The 18,128-nt window shown below is 73.0% G+C and carries 15 protein-coding genes; 7 read left to right on the top strand and 8 right to left on the bottom strand.

Features of this window, described 5'->3' with window-relative positions:
- Window positions 1–61: 61 nt before the first annotated feature.
- Complete coding sequence (locus AB0B72_RS01340) at window positions 62–1,303, top strand: winged helix-turn-helix domain-containing protein (RefSeq protein ID WP_367736262.1); 1,242 nt, start codon at window positions 62–64, stop codon at window positions 1,301–1,303.
- Between the two features lie 100 nt (window positions 1,304–1,403).
- Here AB0B72_RS01340 and AB0B72_RS01335 read toward each other — a convergent pair whose 3' ends face one another.
- The 6 genes from AB0B72_RS01335 to mtrA form a co-directional block, all read right to left on the bottom strand.
- Window positions 1,404–2,108: a response regulator gene (locus tag AB0B72_RS01335; RefSeq protein WP_367736261.1), complete on the bottom strand. Its 705-nt coding sequence runs from the start codon at window positions 2,106–2,108 to the stop codon at window positions 1,404–1,406.
- A 128-nt stretch (window positions 2,109–2,236) separates the two neighbouring features.
- Window positions 2,237–2,896 carry a ribosome-associated translation inhibitor RaiA gene (gene raiA, locus AB0B72_RS01330; protein WP_367736260.1) on the bottom strand — a complete coding sequence of 220 codons (660 nt, stop codon included), beginning with the start codon at window positions 2,894–2,896 and terminating at the stop codon, window positions 2,237–2,239.
- 545 nt (window positions 2,897–3,441) lie between these two features.
- Window positions 3,442–4,200 (bottom strand): ComF family protein, encoded by a 759-nt coding sequence (locus AB0B72_RS01325; protein ID WP_367736259.1) that lies wholly within the window; start codon window positions 4,198–4,200, stop codon window positions 3,442–3,444.
- 54 nt (window positions 4,201–4,254) lie between these two features.
- Window positions 4,255–6,108 (bottom strand): LpqB family beta-propeller domain-containing protein, encoded by a 1,854-nt coding sequence (locus AB0B72_RS01320; RefSeq protein WP_367736258.1) that lies wholly within the window; start codon window positions 6,106–6,108, stop codon window positions 4,255–4,257.
- Window positions 6,098–7,864: an MtrAB system histidine kinase MtrB gene (mtrB, locus tag AB0B72_RS01315; RefSeq protein WP_367736257.1), complete on the bottom strand. Its 1,767-nt coding sequence runs from the start codon at window positions 7,862–7,864 to the stop codon at window positions 6,098–6,100. The genes AB0B72_RS01320 and mtrB overlap by 11 nt, the downstream gene beginning before the upstream one ends.
- 6 nt (window positions 7,865–7,870) lie before the next feature.
- The gene (mtrA, locus tag AB0B72_RS01310) at window positions 7,871–8,548 is read right to left on the bottom strand and encodes an MtrAB system response regulator MtrA (protein ID WP_030509347.1); all 678 of its coding nucleotides are present in this window, start codon (window positions 8,546–8,548) and stop codon (window positions 7,871–7,873) included.
- A 368-nt stretch (window positions 8,549–8,916) separates the two neighbouring features.
- Between mtrA and AB0B72_RS01305 the strand changes: the two genes are divergently transcribed.
- The 5 genes from AB0B72_RS01305 (at window position 8,917) to AB0B72_RS01285 (ending at window position 14,725) form a co-directional block, all read left to right on the top strand.
- Window positions 8,917–10,470 (top strand): glycerophosphoryl diester phosphodiesterase membrane domain-containing protein, encoded by a 1,554-nt coding sequence (locus AB0B72_RS01305; protein WP_367736256.1) that lies wholly within the window; start codon window positions 8,917–8,919, stop codon window positions 10,468–10,470.
- Window positions 10,467–11,132, top strand: coding sequence for a DUF4129 domain-containing protein (locus AB0B72_RS01300; RefSeq protein ID WP_367736255.1), 666 nt, complete (start codon window positions 10,467–10,469; stop codon window positions 11,130–11,132). Before AB0B72_RS01305 ends, AB0B72_RS01300 begins: the two co-directional genes overlap by 4 nt.
- Window positions 11,129–12,292: a DUF4350 domain-containing protein gene (locus tag AB0B72_RS01295; protein WP_367736254.1), complete on the top strand. Its 1,164-nt coding sequence runs from the start codon at window positions 11,129–11,131 to the stop codon at window positions 12,290–12,292. Before AB0B72_RS01300 ends, AB0B72_RS01295 begins: the two co-directional genes overlap by 4 nt.
- A 32-nt stretch (window positions 12,293–12,324) precedes the next feature.
- Entirely contained in the window at window positions 12,325–13,278 is a 954-nt protein-coding gene (locus AB0B72_RS01290; RefSeq protein ID WP_367736475.1) for an AAA family ATPase, read from the top strand.
- A 112-nt stretch (window positions 13,279–13,390) separates the two neighbouring features.
- Window positions 13,391–14,725, top strand: a complete 1,335-nt coding sequence (locus tag AB0B72_RS01285) for a DUF58 domain-containing protein (protein ID WP_367736253.1) — start codon at window positions 13,391–13,393, stop codon at window positions 14,723–14,725.
- Between the two features lie 15 nt (window positions 14,726–14,740).
- On the opposite strand, the gene AB0B72_RS01280 is transcribed toward AB0B72_RS01285, so the two are convergent.
- A complete protein-coding gene (locus AB0B72_RS01280) occupies window positions 14,741–15,733 on the bottom strand; it encodes a stage II sporulation protein M (RefSeq protein WP_367736252.1) in 993 nt (330 codons plus the stop codon).
- Between the two features lie 41 nt (window positions 15,734–15,774).
- Between AB0B72_RS01280 and AB0B72_RS01275 the strand changes: the two genes are divergently transcribed.
- Complete coding sequence (locus AB0B72_RS01275; protein WP_367736251.1) at window positions 15,775–16,701, top strand: RDD family protein; 927 nt, start codon at window positions 15,775–15,777, stop codon at window positions 16,699–16,701.
- A gap of 153 nt (window positions 16,702–16,854) precedes the next feature.
- On the opposite strand, the gene AB0B72_RS01270 is transcribed toward AB0B72_RS01275, so the two are convergent.
- The gene (locus AB0B72_RS01270) at window positions 16,855–18,084 is read right to left on the bottom strand and encodes an adenosylhomocysteinase (RefSeq protein ID WP_367736474.1); all 1,230 of its coding nucleotides are present in this window, start codon (window positions 18,082–18,084) and stop codon (window positions 16,855–16,857) included.
- Window positions 18,085–18,128: the final 44 nt, after the last annotated feature.

The raw sequence follows: 18,128 nt of genomic DNA, 5'->3' as shown, positions 1-18,128 counted from the left end.
TCCGCCGGAGCCGCGAACCGCCGTACGCGTTTTGTCGGTCACGCCGTTTAGCATCAGTGCCGTGACCGACCTGAGGACCGACCTGAGGACCGACCTGAGCGCCGACGAGGCCCGCAGAATCATCCTGCGGGCCCAGGGCTTCCTCGGCGCGGGCGCGCGGACCGGCGGCGTCCCCGCCATGCTGCGCCGCGTCGGCGCGGTGCAGCTCGACACCATCTCCGTCCTCGCCCGCTCCCACGAGCTCGTCGCGTACGCCCGGCTGGGCGCCGTCGGCAGAGCCGCGGTCGAGCGGGCCTACTGGGACGACCCGGCCCGGGCCTTCGAGTACTGGTGCCACGCCGCCTGCATCCTCCCCGTCGAGCAGTGGCCCCTGTACGGCTTCCGCCGCCGGGCCTACCGGGAGCGGCGGTACCGCTGGCACGAGGTGCCGCCCGTCGTCGACAAGGTCCTGGAGCGGGTGCGCTCCGACGGGCCGCTCACCACGGCCGACATCGGCGGGGCGCGCAAGGGCGGCCCGTGGTGGGACTGGTCGGACTCCAAGATCGCCATCGAGTTCCTGCTCGACATCGGCGAGGTGGTCTGCGCCCGCCGCGTCGGATGGCGGCGCGTCTACGACCTGGCCGAGCGGGTGGTCCCCGCCGGCCTGCTGGCGGAGGACCTGTCCGACGCCGAGGGGGTGGCCGGTCTGACGCGGATCGCCGGACGCTCGCTCGGCGTGGCGACCAGGGCCGACCTCGTCGACTTCACCCGCGTCAAGGGCCGGTACGCCGCGCTGCTGGACGAAGCGCTGCTGAGCGGGGCCGCCGGGCTGGTGCCCGTACGGGTCTCCGGCTGGCCGGCCGCACGCGGCGCGCGGGGGCCGGCCGTCTCGACGCTGCCGAACGCCTGGGCCGATCCGGCGGCGCTGGACGGCGAGCCGCGCGGCCGGCACCGCACCACGCTGCTGTCGCCCTTCGACTCGCTCATCTGGGAGCGGGCCCGGGCCGAGCGCGTCTTCGGGCTGAACCACCGTCTGGAGGCCTACGTGCCCAAGGACAAGCGCGTGCACGGCTACTTCGCGATGCCCGTGCTGTCCGGCGGGCGGATCATCGGCCGGGTGGACCCGGCCCGCGACGGCGCGACGCTCGTCGCCCGCCAGGTCGGCTTCGAACCGGGCGGCAGCGCGGCCAAGGCGGTGGAGGGAATGCGCGACGCGTTATGGGAGGCCGCGAGCTGGGTCGGCTGCACCGGCATCCGGGTGGAGCGGGTCGGCACGCCCGAGCTGGAAGCCCCGCTGCGCGCCGCCCTGGCCGCCGGGCGCTGACCCGAAGCGCGCCGCCGCGCGCCGCCGACCGGGGGACGACGGCGCGCTGACCGGCACGGCCCGCAGCGCTCGCCGACCGGGAGCGCGGCGACGCCGGAGATCAGGTGATCTCCAGCAGACGCTCCCGTACGGCGTAGACCACTGCCTCCATCCGGGAGTGGAGCTGGAGCTTCTCCAGGATGTTGCGTACGTGGTTTTTCACGGTGTTCTCGGAGATGAACAGATCCTTGGCGATCTCGCGGTTGTTCATGCCCTTCGCGACCAGGCGGAGGACCTCCATCTCGCGATCGGTCAGCCGGGGGACCGGGAGCTGAGGAGGCCGCTCGGCCTCCTTGCGGCTCATGTTCGCGAACTCGCTGATCAGCTTGGCCGCCATGGCCGGGTTGATGAGCGACTGCCCCTCGTGGACCCCGCGCACGGCGTCGGGCACCTCGTCGATCTGGACGTCCTTGAGCAGGTATCCCGTGGCGCCCGCCTTGATCGCCTCGAAGAGGTCCTCCTCCTCGTCGCTGACCGTCAGCATGATGATGCGGGTGCTCGGCACCGACGCCTTGATCTTCCGGGTCGCCTCGATCCCGTCCTGCTTGGGCATCCGCACGTCCATGAGGACCACGTCCGGCATTAGCCGGTCGGCCAGGCCGACCGCCTCCTGGCCGTCGCTCGCCTCGCCGACCACCTCGATGTCCGCCTCCGCGGCCAGCGCCAGCTCCAGGCTCCGCCGGATCAGCGCGTGATCGTCGACGATCAGCACGCGGATGGGCTCGCCTCTGCCGGCCGGTGAGACCGCCTCGTCGGGTCGGGTCACGGAACCTCCTTGCGGGGGCCAAGGACGCTGGATCGCCATCATTACACGGGTTCCAGAGTGCGTGAGGATCTTCGTCGGCGAGGCGGCCCGGCCCACGGCGTTCCCATGGGCCGGACCGGCTGCGGGCATCAGCCCTCCACGAGCCTCAACACGCCGTAGTCGTAGCCCCGGCGCCGATAGACGACGCTGGGCTGGCCCCCCTCCTTGTCACGGAAGAGGTAGAAGTCGTGGCCCACGAGCTCCATCTCAAGGAGCGCCTGGTCGATCGTCATGGGATCGGCGTTGTGGAACTTCTCGCGGACCACCAGCGGCCCGTCCCCGTCCATCTCGATGGGGACGATGGGCGTGGAGTACTCGGCCTGGTCCTCCGCGGCGTCGACCTCGAAGTCGGCCACCGGCTCCGGCTCGGCGAGCGGGACGATCGGCTCGGCCTCCTCCGTCACGGCCGTCAGCTCGGCGACGGAGGGAGGGCAGCTCTTCCCGTGATGGATCTTGCGGCGGTCGTTCAGCCGCCGCAGGCGCTCCTCCAGCTTGCCGAGGGCGATGTCCATCGCCGAGAACCTGTCGTCGGCCGAGGCCTCCGCGCGTATCGCAGGACCGCGGGAGTGGATGGTCAGCTCCACCCGTTCACGTTGACCGCTCAGCCGGTGGTTGGGCTCCTTGGAGACCTCCACGTCCACCCGGATGAGCCGGTTGTTCAGTCGTTGGATCCTGGCCAGCTTGGTAGTCACATGATCGCGGAACCGGTCACTAACTCCGGTGTGCCGTCCCTTGACGATGATCTCCACGCAAAGCCCCCCTACTCACATCGACTGTGGTATACGACGCTCGAAAAGCACCCGTCCGGCCGACCTGGTCTTCGTCCCCACATCCGCCTGCTGAGGGGTTCGCAGCTCACTCGCCACTACTGCCCTTCTCCTCTGGCGGGGGACATCTGGACCCCCGGGAGGGCAGGACTTACCTCTAAGCCGCACCGTGATCGGTCGACCAAGAGTCGCCTTACGTGGGCCGTTTCGCCTGCGGCTGGCATCGGCTAGCCAGGCCTGACCCCGAGTCGGGGTCGGTCCGGCGCAACCACGGACCCGAACGGGTGCCATGTCTGAACGCTAGTCCCTACCGGCTCGAATGTCAGCCAGGAGATCGACCAAACGATCACTTTGCGTGATGTGGGTAGGGATGGACCGGGGCAAAATTCGCGGTCATCTTCGCGGCACCCCCGAAGCAGGACCCGGAACACGGCCCCCACCAGGAAAGACTTCCTCGCAGGGGGTCACGAGGGCATGTGGGAGAGTGTGAGCGATTTATCCCCATCTTTACGCTGGGTAATGATCATTTATTGAGACCGTCGGCGTGTCGCGCTCCTCCTGCGTGTCGCGGCGACCGTCACCGCCAGCGTCGCCTCCGCGCCCGCGGCGCGGATCACCCGGGCCGCCTCGGCCAGGGTCGTGCCGGTGGTGACGATGTCGTCGACCAGGACGACGGCGACCTTCTCCGGCACGCCCGCCTCAGGGCGAGGCGAGCGCGCGGGAACGGGTGTCACGGCGGCGTGAGGTGGCCGTAGCAGGGCCGCGGCGCCTGGAACGGCCTCCAACGCGCCCGCCAGATTCGCGGCGCGCTGCGCCGAGCTCAGCCCCACCTGGTCGGCCACGCGCCGGGCCTGCCGCAGCGCGGGTGCGAGCACCGCGGGGCGCCCCCGGCCGCACAGCTCGCGAGCGGCGGCGGCCGCCATGGCACGGATCGGATCATGGCCCCGCCGCCGTGTGGCCGGCCGCGCGCTCGGGACGGGGACCAGCAGCACCGGCCCCTCCCCCGGGCCGAGCGCGGAGACCGCCGCCTCTGCGAGGCAGGCTCCCAGCACCGGCACGAGGGCCGTGCGTCCCCGCTCCTTGCAGGCGAGGATCATGCGGCGGGCGGCGCCGTCGTAGGTCGTCGCCGACCAGCACTCCGGCAGCCCCGGCGGCGGCGGATCGGGCCGCCGGGGAGCGGGGTCCCGCAGCAGCTCCGCCGTACAGCGGGGGCAGGCCTGGGAGCCCGGCTCGCCGCAACCGGCGCAGCGGGGCGGGAGGAGGATGTCGAGCAGCGCCGCCAGCACACCGCCACCATGCCTGCCGGCACCGACAATCCGGGGGCCGGACAGGCGGCCCGGTCAGCCGAGGGGGTAGGCGGGCTGGACCGCGCCGTCCTTGGCGATGGTGGTCCAGTCCCGCTTCTCCATGATGTACGTGAGCACCTCACCGCCGTCGGCGCCCGCCAGCACGTGGTCGGGGGCGGCGGCGATGGAGCTGATCTTGGCCTGCGCGTCGAGCGTGATGGCGGCCTCCGGACGGGTGACCACCATCCCCTCCATGATCGACCAGGTGACGAGCTTCTGGCCGCCCTTGCCCTCGGAGAGCACGAGCAGCTCCGCGGCGTTCTGCCAGGCGATGCCGTCGATCTTCTGCTCGTCGCGCGGCCCCACCAGGGTCCGCAGGTCGTCGATGGTCACCTGCTCCCCGCTCCTGACGATGGTCCCGATCACGACCGAGGTCCCCTTGCCGTCGTCCACGACGGCCGCGACGCGGGCGCCGTCCCGGGAGACGCGCAGCGCGGTGATGTCGGCCTGCTGCAGCTCCTTGGGGATCTGGACCCGGGTGGCACGGCCCTCCACGGCCCGCCACACGCGGGTGTCCCCCGAACGTGCCGTCTCGGCGGACCACACGGCCCTGTAGCGGTCCCAGGACGGCGGCGTCATCTTCTTGCCGGCGATCCAGCGCTGCCACTGGTGGCCCTGGATCATGTCGGCCACGTAGACGCCGTTGCCGTTCACGAGCGCCGCCACCCGGGGCTGGGACTCCCCCGACACCGCGGGGGCCGTGAACGGGGTGGTCTGCTCGCCGGCCGGGCCCGCGACCAGGTCGCCGCCCTTGTCCTTGGCCCGGAAGAGCTTGCCGCCCTGCATGTAGTAGCCCTGCGCCGAGCCGGTCAGGACGTCCGGGTCGTACGTGGAGTAGTCGGCCGGCTTGAACCGCAGCCCCGACTCCCCGAACCGCTCCCCGTTCACCCGGATCTCGACGGTCCTGCCGGTGACGAGATCCCCGAGCGTCCAGGCGAGCTGCGCCTTCATCTCCTCCAGACGGTCGGCGGACACCGACTCCACGGCGGGGGTGAAGTCGACCACGACCGTGTCGCCCTCGACGGTGATCTGGTTGAGGTCGGTGCCGGCGGGGAAGGCGCTCGTGACCGCCTCCCTGATCGCCGTGGTCGGTCCCGCGAGGAGCCGGCGGATCCGGCTCTCCGCCACACCCCTGCTGGGCTCGATCGGCACCCACACCCTGTCGACCACGAGACCGGCGGCGAGAGTGGCCGGCGGGTAGCACAGATCGATCGGCCGGTAGGCCCGGTCGAGGTCGTCGGCCGACAGCAGCCGGGCGTCGGGCGGCGAGTCGATCCGCCACTGGTTCTGGACCCTGACGAGCGTGAACAGCTCCTCGGTCGTGCCCGTCGCGGGGGTGTACCTGCCCTCGGAGTCGATGGTGGCGACGGCCGTGCCCTTGAGCGTGACCGTGGCCTGCGGCGCGTCCTTCAGCGCGTCCATGCCGGTCAGGCTGGCGATCTTTCCCTCGTCGTACACCTTGGTCTGCCGCCAGGGGTTCCACCTCGTGGCGGAGGCGGGAGTGAGGTATTTGCGCGCGACGGCCAGGCTGGAGTCGTCGAAGCTGGCCATCGCCGACTGGAAGCCCTTGACCACGTCCTCGGGAAGGGCGTCCTTCTTCGGCGGCGAGGCGATCATCCGGACGTACGGCTGGCTGAGCGTGTCCCCGCCGCTGTCCTCCTCGGCGAGGCGGGGGCCGCCGCTGGTCGGCACCATGGTGCATCCCGCCCCGCCCGACAGCAGAGCCAGCGCCATGGCGGCCGCGGCGTACCGGCGCGACCGGCGCGGCCGTACGCGCCCTGCCCGCGGGCCGCTCGGCGGCGGCGGCCGGAGCGGCGTCACGGGCTCGGGACGCGGGTCAGTCCGCATCGAAGCCGCCCGCGTCAACGTTCTCCCTCATGCGCTGGCCCGGCTCGGAGATCGCGCCGACGGCCTGGGTGAGCCCGACGGCCGGCATGAGGACCGGCGTGCCGTGCCCGCGCCAGGTGCGCCGCATCTCGACCTCCGGCGGCACCAGCGGCAGCGGTGAGCCGCGAAGGGAGGCGCCGGCCACCCGGGGCAGCGAGAGGCGGAACTGGCTGCCCTCTCCCGGCGATCCCCACGCCTGGAGCCAGCCGCCGTGCAGCATGGCGTCCTCACGGGAGATGGCCAGCCCCAGCCCGGTGCCGCCGATGGTCCGCGCGCGGGACGGGTCGCCCCGCCAGAACCGGTCGAAGACCATGTTCTCCTCCCCCGCTTTGAGCCCCACCCCGTGATCGCGTACGGCGACCGCGACGGCGTCGCGGTCGGCGCCGAGCGTGACCACGACGTCCCTGCCCTCGCCGTGCTCGATGGCGTTGAACAGCACGTTGCGCAGGATGCGCTCGATCCGGCGGCTGTCCACCTCGGCCATGCACGGCTCGCTCGGCAGCCGCAGCTCGAACCGGGTGGCCTGCCGCTCGGCCAGGGCCTCGGAGTCGCCGACCGCGCGCAGGACGACGTCACGCATGTCGACCGGCTCGAGGTCGAGGGTGGCGGCGCCCGCGTCGTACCGGCTGATCTCCAGCAGATCGGCGAGCATCGACTCGAACCGCTCCAGCTGGTTCTGCATCAGCTCGGCCGACCTGGCCGAGGCCGGGTCGAACCCGTCGCGGCCCTCGTACAGCAGGTCGGCGGCCATGCGGACGGTCGTCAGGGGGGTGCGCAGCTCGTGGGAGACGTCGGAGACGAACTGCCGCTGGACCTGCGACAGCTCCTCAAGCTGATGGATCTTCACGGCCAGGTTGGACGCCATCTCGTTGAAGGACGTGGCCAGCCGGGCGAGGTCGTCCTCGCCCCGGACCCTGAGCCGCTCCTCCAGCCGTCCGGCCGCGAGGCGCTCGGCCGCCTGCCTCGCCAGCCGTACGGGGGTGACCACCAGCCGGGTGACGATCGACGCGACGCCGGCGAGCAGCAGCACCAGCGCGGCCCCGGCGCCGATCAGCATCCGCTGGACCACGAAGAGCGTCGCCTCCTCGGTGCCGAGGGGGAACAGATGGTAGATCTCGTAGCTTCCGTTGACGCGGGCGCCCACCGCGATGCCGATCTCCGGAGGCCTGTTGCCCAGGTACTGGAGCGTCACGTACTGCCGGACGAGCTCGCGCTCATCGCTGCTCAGGACCTTGGCGCGCATGGCGGCGGGAATGCTGGAGGGGTCGATCGTGCCGGTCGCGCGTCCCTCACCGATGCTGCCCTCGTTGAGGATGACCACGTCGTAACGTCCGCCGGAGCGCGTCGCCAGGGCCTGCGCGGCCTCCGAGACGGGATTGCTGTTCTGCGCGGCCGGCGCGCCGTCCTGCGTGCCGTCGGTGACCTCGACCGGCGGAGGGGTCAGGTAGCCGCTCGCCGTCGCGATGTTGGCCCGCGACTCCTCGATGGCGGACTGCCGGCTGGCGTCCAGCACCGAGGTCTGGATCGACTGCATGAGGAAGACCCCCAGCACGGCCACCACGGTCACCGACAGGACCAGCGTGCTGGTGACGACGCGGAGCTGAAGGGAGCGCCGCCAGACCCTCCGCAGCCGCCCCGCGGCGCGGCGCGCGCGCCTGCGGACGCCCCGGGCTATCTGGCCCGGGGTGCGGCGGGGCTTCCTGGCGGGGGCCGGCATGGGGGTCTACGCGGGCCCGGCCTTGTACCCCACCCCGCGGACCGTCACCACGATCTCCGGGTGCTCCGGGTCCTTCTCGATCTTCGCCCGGAGCCGCTGCACGTGCACGTTGACCAGGCGGGTGTCGGCGGCGTGCCGGTAGCCCCAGACCTGCTCCAGCAGCACCTCGCGGGTGAACACCTGGCGCGGCTTGCGGGCGAGCGCGACCAGCAGGTCGAACTCCAGCGGCGTGAGGTTGATCGTCTCCTCGCCGCGCTTCACCGAGTGGCCGGCCACGTCGATCGTGATGTCGCCGATCTGCAGGATCTCGGGAGTGGGCTCGTCGGTGCGGCGCAGCCGCGCCCGGACGCGGGCGACGAGCTCCTTCGGCTTGAACGGCTTGACGATGTAGTCGTCCGCGCCCGACTCCAGGCCGAGGACCACGTCGATCGTGTCGCTCTTGGCCGTGAGCATGACGATCGGGACGCCGGACTCAGCGCGGATGCGGCGGCACACGTCGATCCCGTCGGCGCCGGGGAGCATCAGGTCGAGCAGGACGAGGTCGGGGCGGGTGTCCCGGAAGGCGTCGAGCGCCTTGTCGCCATCGGACACGAACGACGGCTCGAAGCCCTCACCGCGCAAGACGATGCCGAGCATCTCGGCGAGAGCGGCGTCGTCGTCGACGACCAGCACGCGTCCTTTCATGGCTCCTCATTCGTTCTACGCAGGGAGGGGATTATTCAGGCGTTTGGCGCGGGTTCCCCCGAAGGCTACCGGGGGCCGTCCCTTTGGTGTTACACGACCAGGACAGTGGATGGAGTTTAGGCGCACGTCGGCGAACGCGCGATTATCTGGCCAGATGCGGTCACACCGCCGGGAATCCCTTGGTGAGGCCACGTTCCAAGTGTGCGCCCGCACCCGCCGTTTCGGCCATCCCCTGCGACGCTCGCGGCGCACCCTCATCCCCGGTCGCCCCTGCTGCGGAGGCCGTGGGCGAGCGGCGGCACGTGCCCATGGTCCCCGGTCCCGGGCGCTTCGCGCCGCCGGGCCGTACATCATGCCAGGATTGGGACATGACAGACGGCCCCGGATCCTCCCCCGACGTGCCTTCAGGCTGGGCCGCCCAGCAGCCCCCGCCGTACGGCGGCGACTCAGGCTCGTGGGCCTCCCCGGGAGGACAGGGCACTCCCGGGCAGGGCCCCGGCCCGGCGATCCCGCCCGGCCAGGGGCCGCAGGGGTACGGCGGCCCCTCCGGCGCGCCGGGGAACTTCGGCCCGATGCCGGCGACGCACCCCGGTCAGCAGGGGTACCCGGCCGCTCCGGGGTACGCGCCCTACCCGCCGGGGGGCTACCGGCCGCCGCCGGAGGCGCCCCGTCCGGGCATCATCCCGCTGCGCCCTCTGAACCTCGGCGACATCCTCGACGGCACGATCAAGCTGATCCGCTCCAACCCCAGGGCGACGCTCGGCCTGTCCGCCATTCTCGCCGCGATCACCACGATCCCGGTGGCGATCGCCCAGGCGCTTGCTTCCGGCTCGATCGGGGCCGCGCTCGACGACCCCTCGGCCGCGGCCGGCTCACCCATCGGCAGCCTGGCCGGGCCGTTCGTGGGGACGCTCATCTCCCTCGTCATGACGTTCGTCGCGACCACGATCCTCACCGGCGTGCTCACCCGGGTGCTCGGCCGGGCGGTCTTCGGCGGGCGCATCACGGTCGGCGAGGCCTGGGCTCTGGCTCGCTCGCGGGTCCCGGCGCTGTTCGGGCTCGTGCTGCTCCAGGGGCTCGTCCTCCTCCTGCCGGCGCTCCTGGCCGTGGCCGTCTTCATCGGTCTGGAGCTCTCCGGGGCTCTGGACGACGGGGGCGTCGGTGATGGCATGTACGGATTCATCGTCCTGACCACGCTTTACCTGCTGCTGTACATCCCATACGCAGCGTTCTTCCAGACGAAGCTCGCTCTGGCCGCGCCCTCGATCGTGCTGGAGCGCCGTGGCGTGACGGAGTCGATGCGGCGCTCGTGGCGCCTCGTGAGGGGCGACAGCTGGCGGGTGTTCGGCATCCTGACGCTGACCCAGTTGATCGCGGCGATCGTGGGCGGCGTGCTGTCGGTGCCGTTCTCGTTCGTCGGCTCGTTCATCGGGGCGTCGGGGAGGGGCGAGCCCGGCGCCGTCGTGGGCGCGACGATCCTGCTGTCCGTGGGCAGCGTGCTGAGCGCGATGATCACCTACCCCTTGCAGGCCGGGGTCAACGGCCTGCTGTACGCCGACCGGCGGATGCGGGCCGAGGCGTTCGACCTCGTGCTCCAGACGGCGGCCGCGCGCAACCACACGCAGGGATGGGTTCACGCCAGCGTCGACGACCTGTGGCTTCCCTCCCCCGAGGCCCCCGGCCAGGGCACCTGGCCGCAGAACGGCCCCCGGAACGGGCCTCAATACGGGCCCCAATACGGGCCCCAATACGGGCCCCAATACGGCCCTCCGCAGGGGACGCCACACGGATCGCCGTACGGGACGCAGTACGGATCCCCGTACGGGACACCTCCGTACGGCCCCCAGAGCGGGCCCCAGAGCGGGCCCCAGAGCGGGTCGCAGAACGGGCCCGGGTCGCCTCCGTACGGGCCCCAGCCGTGACGGCGGCCGCGACCGGAGGCCTGGCCGGTGTCTTCGCCGCCTTCCTGGCCGAGCCGCCGGTCGACCTCGGCCGTGACGAGGCCCAGCGCGAGGCGGCGCGTGAGCTGAGCAGGGCGGGCTACCAGCACGAGTCCCTGGTGGACAGGCTGTGGAACGGGTTCACGCAGTGGCTGGGCGACCTCCTCGACGCGGGGGCCGATTCGGTGAGCGGCGCGGCCTCGCTCGCCGGAATCGCGGTGATCCTCGTCGTGCTGGCCGCCCTGCTGGTGTGGGCGCTGCGCCGCATGTCGCGAGGGCATGCCGCCACGGGAGCGGTCTTCGGGCAGGGTGAGCGCACCGCGGCGGAGCACCGGGCGGCCGCCGAGCGCCTCGCCGCCGAGGGCAACTGGACCGCCGCCGTCCAGGAGCGGCTGCGCGCGATCGCCCGCGACCTGGAGGAGCGTGCGATCGTCAGCCCGCTGCCCGGTCGTACGGCGACGGAGCTGGCCGAGGCGGCCGGACGGCCCCTGCCCTCCCACGCGGCCGAGCTCCGTACGGCGGCACGCGTCTTCGACGACGTCACGTACGGCGAGACGCCGGGGACGCGCGACCACTATCTGTCGCTGACGGCGCTCGACGAGCGGCTGCGGCAGGCCAGGGTCACGCTGGAGTCCCCGGCATGAGCCTCCAGGCGGCCGGGCGCCAGGCCCCCGCTCCGCCCCGCGCGCCGGGGCTCTGGCGGCGGCTGCGCGGAATCCTGGTGGTCGGGCTGCTCGTGCTGGCCGCCGCGTTGGTGCCGGCGCTGATGGCTCCGCGGACGGAGGGCCGCTTCGCGGACCCGGCCGACGCCTCCCTCGACGGCGCGCTGGCCCTCGCCCGGCTGCTGGACGCTCACGGAGTCAAGGTCGCCCGCGTGGACGACGCCGACGACGCCCTGGCCGTGGCGGACGCCGGCAGCCAGCTCCTCGTGACCGACGCGAGCATGCTGAGCCGCGACGAGGCCACACGGCTCGCCGCCTCCGGGGCCGACCGGCTGATCCTGGGAACCTCGTATCTGGACGTGCTGGCTGCCAAGGTCACCGTCAAGAGGCAGGGGACGCGTGTCCGGTCGCGCGAGCCGGGCTGCGGCCTGCGGGAGGCCGTACACGCGGGCAGCGCACGCATGGGCGGGGTGTCGTTCACGGCGCCGCCCGGCTCGACGGGCTGCTACCAGGCTGACGGCCTCCCCACGCTGGTCCGCTACGCCGACGGCGCGCGTACGGTCACCGTGGTCGGCGACGCCGCGTTCCTGACGAACCGCCGGCTGGCCGAGGACGGCGACGCCGCCCTGGCGGTCAACCTCGCCGGCGCGAAGCGGACACTGGTCTGGATCGTCCCGCCCGCCCTGTCCGACATCGACGCCGGCGGTCACGGCGGCTCCAGCTTCGGCGACCTCATCCCGTCCGGGGTCCCCTGGGCGGTCTTCCAGCTCGCCGTCGCGGTGGCCGTCCTCGCCCTGTGGCGGGGGCGCCGGCTCGGCCCCGTCGTGGCCGAGCGTCTCCCTGTCGTCGTACGGGCAGCGGAGACCGTGGAGGGGCGCGGCCGCCTCTACCGGTCCAGGCGGGCCCGGGACCTGGCCTCATGGGCGCTGCGGGCCGCCGCCGCCGACCGCCTCACTCCGCGCCTGGGGCTGCCCCGCACGGCTTCGCCCGACGAGATCGTCGCGGCGGTCGCCGTACGGACCGGGCAGGAGATGGAGCACGTGCGCTCGGCACTGTACGGCCCGGCGCCCTCCGGCGACGCCGGGCTGGTGGCCCTCGCCGACTACCTCGATTCACTGGAAAGGCAGGTACGAGACTCGTGACCACACCTGGATCTCCTGGATCCGGCGCGGCGATGCCGGGCGAGGACGCCGCGCGGCAGGCGCTCGCCGCGCTGCGGGCCGAGGTGGCCAAGGCCGTGGTGGGGCAGGACGCCGTCGTCACCGGCCTGGTCATCGCCCTGCTGTGCCGGGGCCACGTGCTGCTGGAAGGCGTGCCCGGGGTCGCCAAGACGCTGATGGTGCGCACGCTCGCCGCCACGCTGTCACTGGACTTCAAGCGGGTGCAGTTCACCCCCGACCTGATGCCGGGCGACGTGACCGGCTCGCTGGTCTACGACGCGCGCACGGCCGAGTTCGAGTTCCGCGAGGGGCCGGTCTTCACCAACCTGCTGCTGGCCGACGAGATCAACCGCACGCCGCCGAAGACGCAGGCGGCGCTCCTGGAGGCCATGGAGGAGCGGCAGGTCAGCGTGGAGGGCACCGCCCGGCCGCTGCCCGACCCGTTCATCGTCGCGGCCACCCAGAACCCCGTGGAGTACGAGGGCACCTACCAGCTCCCCGAGGCGCAGCTCGACCGGTTCCTGCTCAAGCTGACCGTGCCGCTGCCGCCGCGCGATCAGGAGATCGCGGTGCTGGAACGGCACGCGCTCGGCTTCGACCCGCGCGACCTGTCGGAGATCAAGCCGGTGGCGTCGGCGGCGGACCTGGCGGCGGGCCGGAGCGCCGTGGCGCGGGTGCACGTGGGCCACGAGGTGCTGGGATACGTCGTCGACCTGGCCAGGGCGACCCGGCAGTCCCCCTCGCTCCAGCTGGGCGTCTCGCCGCGAGGGGCCACGGCGCTGCTGGCCGCCGCGCGGGCCTGGGGGTGGCTGTCCGGCCGCGGATACGTCACCCCTGACGACGTGAAGGCCCTCGCCCGGCCCGCCCTGCGCCACCGCGTGCAGCTGAGGCCGGAGGCGGAGCTGGAGGGCGTCACCGCCGACGGCGTCCTGGACGGCCTGCTGGCCTCCGTCCCCGTGCCCCGATGACCCGTTCCCGATGACCCGTCTTTGACGACCCGTTCCCGATGGACCTGCGAGGAGTGGAGACCGACACGATGAAGGCCGGCACGGCGGACGTACGTCACGGGAGTGCGGCCCGGTGGCGCTGACCGGACGCGCGGGGCTGCTCGCCGCCCTCGGCGCGGTCGCGGTGCTCCTCGCCCCCCGCCCGGGGCCCGCCGTCGCCGGCGTCGCGCTGCTGCTCGCGGCGCTGGTCGTGGTCGACCTGCTGTTCGCGGGCGGCGTACGGGGGCTGCGCTTCCAGCGGGACGGCGAACGGCTGGTCCGGCTCGGGGAGTCCGTCACGGTCGGGCTCGTGGTGGACAACCCCGGCCCGCGCCGCGTCCGCGGAGTGCTGCGGGACGCCTGGCCGCCCTCGGCGGGGGCCGCGCCCCGGCACCTGCGGCTCGACGTGCCGGCGGGCGAGCGCAGGCGGCTGGTCACGACGCTGAGCCCCAGCCGGCGAGGCGACCGGGAGTCGGTGGCGGTGACCGTCAGGTCGCTCGGCCCGCTGGGCATCGCCGCACGCCAGGGGACGCACCGGGTGCCGTGGTCGGTGCGGGTGCTGCCGCCGTTCCTCAGCCGCAAGCACCTTCCGGCCCGGCTGGCCCGGCTGAGGGAGCTCGACGGCCGGCACCCCGCGCTCGTGCGAGGGCAGGGCACCGAGTTCGATTCGCTGCGCGAGTACGTGGTGGGCGACGACGTCCGGTCGATCGACTGGCGGGCCACGGCCCGGCGCGACGACGTGGTCGTCCGCACCTGGCGGCCCGAGCGCGACCGCCGGGTGCTGATCGTGCTCGACACCGGGCGCACGTCCGCGGGGCGGGTCGGCGCCTCGCCCCTGCCCTCGGCGGGCGCCGCTCCGGGAGCGGGCTGGCCCCGGCTCGACTGGTCGATGGACGCGGCGCTGCTGCTGGCCGCCCTCGCGGCGCGGGCCGGCGACCGGGTCGACTTCCTCGCCCACGACCGGGCCGTACGCGCCTGGGTGTCCGGGGCGGCCCGCACCGAGCTGTTGTCGTCCCTGGTCAACGTGATGGCGCCGATCGAGGCGGAGCTGGTGGAGGCCGACGCCCCCGGCATGGTCGCCGCGGTGCTCGCCAGGGCGAGGCGCCGCTGCCTGGTCGTGCTGCTCACCGATCTCAACGCGTCCGCCATAGAGGAGGGCCTGCTGCCGGTGCTGCCCCAGCTGTCGTCACGCCACCTCGTCCTGGTCGCGGCCGTCGCCGACCCCCGGGTCGCGGAAATGGCGTCCGGCCGGGGCACGGCGGAGCTCGTCTACGACGCGGCGGCCGCCGAGCGGCTCCGGGGCGAACGGCGGAGGATCACCTCGCTGCTGCGCCGGCACGGAGTCGAGGTGGTGGACGCGCTGCCGGACCAGATCGCCCCCGCGCTCGCCGACGCCTACCTCGCCCTCAAGGCGGCCGGCCGGCTCTGACCGGCCGGCTCGGGGTTATGCGGTGGGCGCCAGGTCGGGGGCGTGCCGGATGTCCCCCGTCTCGCCCCGCCGCGCGGCCCGGCGGCCGAAGACGACGACGTACGTCAGGAAGAGCGCCTCGGCCAGCACGCCGATCGAGACGCGCGCCCACGTGGGCAGCCCGGAGGGGGTGACCCCGGCCTCGATCAGCCCGGAGACGAACAGCACGGCGATCAGCCCGAGGGCGACGCTCATCACGGCCCTGCCCTGCTCGGCGAGCGCCTCCCCGCGCCGCCGCGGCCCCGGGTCGATCACCGTCCAGCCGAGCCGCATGCCGACGGCCGCAGCGAGGAAGATGGCGGTCAGTTCAAGCAGGCCGTGCGGCAGGATCAGCCCCCAAAACACGCCGGCCTTGCCGTTGGCGTGCATGATGCCGCTCATCAGGCCCAGGTTCGCGGCGTTCTGCCACAGGATCCAGGGGATCGGCAGGCCGAGGAAGATCGCCGAGCCGACGAGCTGCATCGCCACCCACGCGTTGTTGATCCACACCTGCCCGGCGAACGACGCGGCCGGATGCTCGGAGTAGTAGTCGGCGAAGTCGTGCTCGACGATCTGCCTGATCTCCTGCGGGGTGCCGAGGGCCGCCTGGACGTCGGGATTGCGCGCCACCCACACGGCCAGGACGTAGGCCACGGCCAGAGAGGCGAACGCGGCCCCGAGCCACCATCGCCAGGCGCGGTAGGCCACCACGGGGAAGGAGACCGCGAAGAAGCGGACGACCTCCCGCCAGGCGGGGGTGTGCGCCCCCGTGACCGCGGAGCGCGCCCGCGCGACCAGCGACGACAGGCGCCCGGCGAGGACGGGGTCGACCGGACCCGAGCGGACGACGGACAGGTGCGTCGCGGTCCGCTGGTACAGCTCGACGAGCTCGTCGATCTCCGGGCCGTTCAGCGAGCGATGCCGCCGCACCAGATCGTCGAGCCGGTCCCACACCGGCGTGTGCGCGGCGACGAACGCATCGATGTCCACGGATCGGACCCTATCCGCCACCGCGCAGTAGGGTGCGCAGTGTGTCCGAAGTGGTGACCGGCGAGGCCGTCGTCCTAGAGGTGCGGGTGGCCCAGCTTCCCAGCCGCGCCGTAGCGCTCCTGATCGACCTGATCCTCCAGTGGGGCGTGCTCATCGGCGTGTACATGCTGGTGACCCGTGCCTCGCTGGTGGCGGACGACGCCCTGTCCACCGGCTTGCTGATCCTCTTCACCGTGCTCGTCATCGTCGGATATCCCGTGATCTTCGAGACCGTGAGCCGGGGGCGGACGCTCGGCAAGCTCGCGCTGGGGCTGCGGGTCGTCGGCGACGACGGCGGCCCGGAGAGGTTTCGGCAGGCCCTTTTCCGTGGGCTCGCCGGGTTCGCGGAGTTCTGGCTCCTGTTCGGCGCCCCGGCGCTGATCACGTCGCTGGTCAACCAGCAGGGTAAGCGCCTCGGCGACGTCTTCGCCGGAACGATCGTCATCGGCGAGCGGGGGCCGCGCCAGATCCCGCCGCCGCAGATGCCGCCGCAGCTCGCCTCGTGGGCGGCCACGCTGGAGCTGTCACAGCTCCGGGACGAGCTCGCGAACACCGCCCGGCAGTACCTGTCGCGGTGGCACCAGCTGTCACCCCAGCTCCGCGACGAGATGGGGGTGCGTGTCGCGGGGCAGGTCAGCGCCGTTGTGGCGCCTCCCCCGCCGCCCGGCGTGCCGCCGCACGCCTACCTCGCCGCCGTCCTGGCCGAGCGCCGCCGCCGCGAGGAGATCCGGCTGGCCCGAGCCCGTCCCTTCACGCCGTACGGGCAGGCCGTGCCGTACGGCTTTGGGAGCGCGGGCGCGGCCGCCACCCCCGGGCCGGCCTCGTGGAGCCCGCCGCCGCGGCCCGCCGAGCCGTCCCGGCCACCGGCGTCGCACACTCCGCCCACCGCCCCGCAGACCACTCCTGGAGGATTTGTTCCACCCATATAGGTGTAGACCCCGAATCGTGGGGCACCTTTGGTTCTTGCAGGTCATGGGGCATACCTGCAGTGGGGTTGAGGCGGGCGTCGCAGGGGCGGAGGGAGAGGCCGCACCCGCGGCGCCCGCCCGCTTCCTTATAGGACATCCCCAGGCGGCGGCGTGTCAGGAGCCGAGCCGCCAGGAGTGGAGGTAGTCCTCCTGGTCGGCGGTGAGCGCGTCGATGGCGATCCCCGTCGCGGCCAGCTTGAGCAGGGCGACCTCGGCGTCGATGTCCGCCGGGACGTCGTACACCCCCGGCGGGAGCACGGCCGACTCCCGCGCCAGCCACGCCACCGCGAGGGCCTGGGCCGAGAACGACATGTCCATGACGGCGGCGGGATGGCCCTCGGCCGCGGTCAGGTTGACCAGGCGGCCCTCGGCCAGCATGAGCAGCCGCCTGCCGTCCTCCAGGACGTACTCGTCGGTGTTGGGCCGGACGCCGAAGCGCACGTCACGCGCCATCTGCTCCAGCGCGCGGACGTCGATCTCGACGTCGAAGTGGCCCGCGTTGGCGAGGATCGCGCCGTCCTTCATGGCCGCCAGGTGCTCGGCCCGGATGACGTCGCGGTTGCCGGTGACCGTGATGAACACGTCGCCGATCTCCGCCGCCCCGCTCATCGGCCGCACCTCGTACCCCTGGAGCAGGGCGTCGAGCGCCTTGACCGGGTCGATCTCGGTGACCACCACGCGGGCACCGAGGCCCTTGGCGCGCTCGGCCACGCCCCGGCCGCAGAAGCCGAAGCCGGCGACGACCACCGTACGGCCCGCGAGCAGCACGTTGGTGGCCCGCATGATGCCGTCGAGGGTCGACTGGCCGGTGCCGTAGCGGTTGTCGAACATCCGCTTCGTCCGGGTGTCGTTGACCGCGACCATGGGGAACCGCAGGGCGCCCTCGGAGGCCATCTGGCGCAGCCGGATGATGCCCGTGGTGGTCTCCTCGCAGCCGCCCATGACGCCGTCGAGCAGCTCGACCCGCTCGGTGTGGAGGATGTTGACCAGATCGCATCCGTCGTCGAGCACCAGGTGGGGACCGACGTCGAGCGCCTGGTGGATGTGCCGGTAGTAGGTGGCCTTGTCCACCCCGGCGCGGGCGTGCACGGCGATGCCGTACTCCGACAGCGCCGCCGCGACGTCGTCCTGGGTGGAAAGCGGGTTGGAGGCGGCCAGCGCGATGTCGGCGCCGCCCGCCTTGAGCGCGCCCATGAGCACGGCCGTCTCGGCGGTCACGTGCAGGCAGGCGGCGACGCGCAGACCGGCGAAGGGCCGGTCCCCGGCGAAGCCCGCGCCGATGGCCTCGAGGACGGGCATCGACCGGGCCGCCCAGTCGATCCGCCGCTCTCCGGCGTCGACCATGTCAGAGACGGCCACCCGGCATCCTTCCCCTCGTCGATCGCGCG

Source organism: Microbispora sp. NPDC049125 (assembly GCF_040802045.1).
GTDB lineage: Bacteria > Actinomycetota > Actinomycetes > Streptosporangiales > Streptosporangiaceae > Microbispora.
The sequence above is the reverse complement of the archived record's forward strand: the minus strand, read 5'-3'. Positions and strand labels throughout refer to the sequence as shown.

What these genes read in the sequence shown, in the direction of transcription:
- mtrA (WP_030509347.1), bottom strand. Translation starts at nt 8,548, where the DNA reads ATGAAAGGACGCGTGCTGGTCGTCGACGACGACGCCGCTCTCGCCGAG.
- mtrB (WP_367736257.1), bottom strand. Translation starts at nt 7,864, where the DNA reads ATGCCGGCCCCCGCCAGGAAGCCCCGCCGCACCCCGGGCCAGATAGCC.
- AB0B72_RS01290 (WP_367736475.1), top strand. Translation starts at nt 12,325, where the DNA reads ATGCCGGGCGAGGACGCCGCGCGGCAGGCGCTCGCCGCGCTGCGGGCC.
- AB0B72_RS01320 (WP_367736258.1), bottom strand. Translation starts at nt 6,108, where the DNA reads ATGCGGACTGACCCGCGTCCCGAGCCCGTGACGCCGCTCCGGCCGCCG.
- AB0B72_RS01270 (WP_367736474.1), bottom strand. Translation starts at nt 18,084, where the DNA reads ATGGTCGACGCCGGAGAGCGGCGGATCGACTGGGCGGCCCGGTCGATG.
- AB0B72_RS01305 (WP_367736256.1), top strand. Translation starts at nt 8,917, where the DNA reads ATGACAGACGGCCCCGGATCCTCCCCCGACGTGCCTTCAGGCTGGGCC.
- AB0B72_RS01295 (WP_367736254.1), top strand. Translation starts at nt 11,129, where the DNA reads ATGAGCCTCCAGGCGGCCGGGCGCCAGGCCCCCGCTCCGCCCCGCGCG.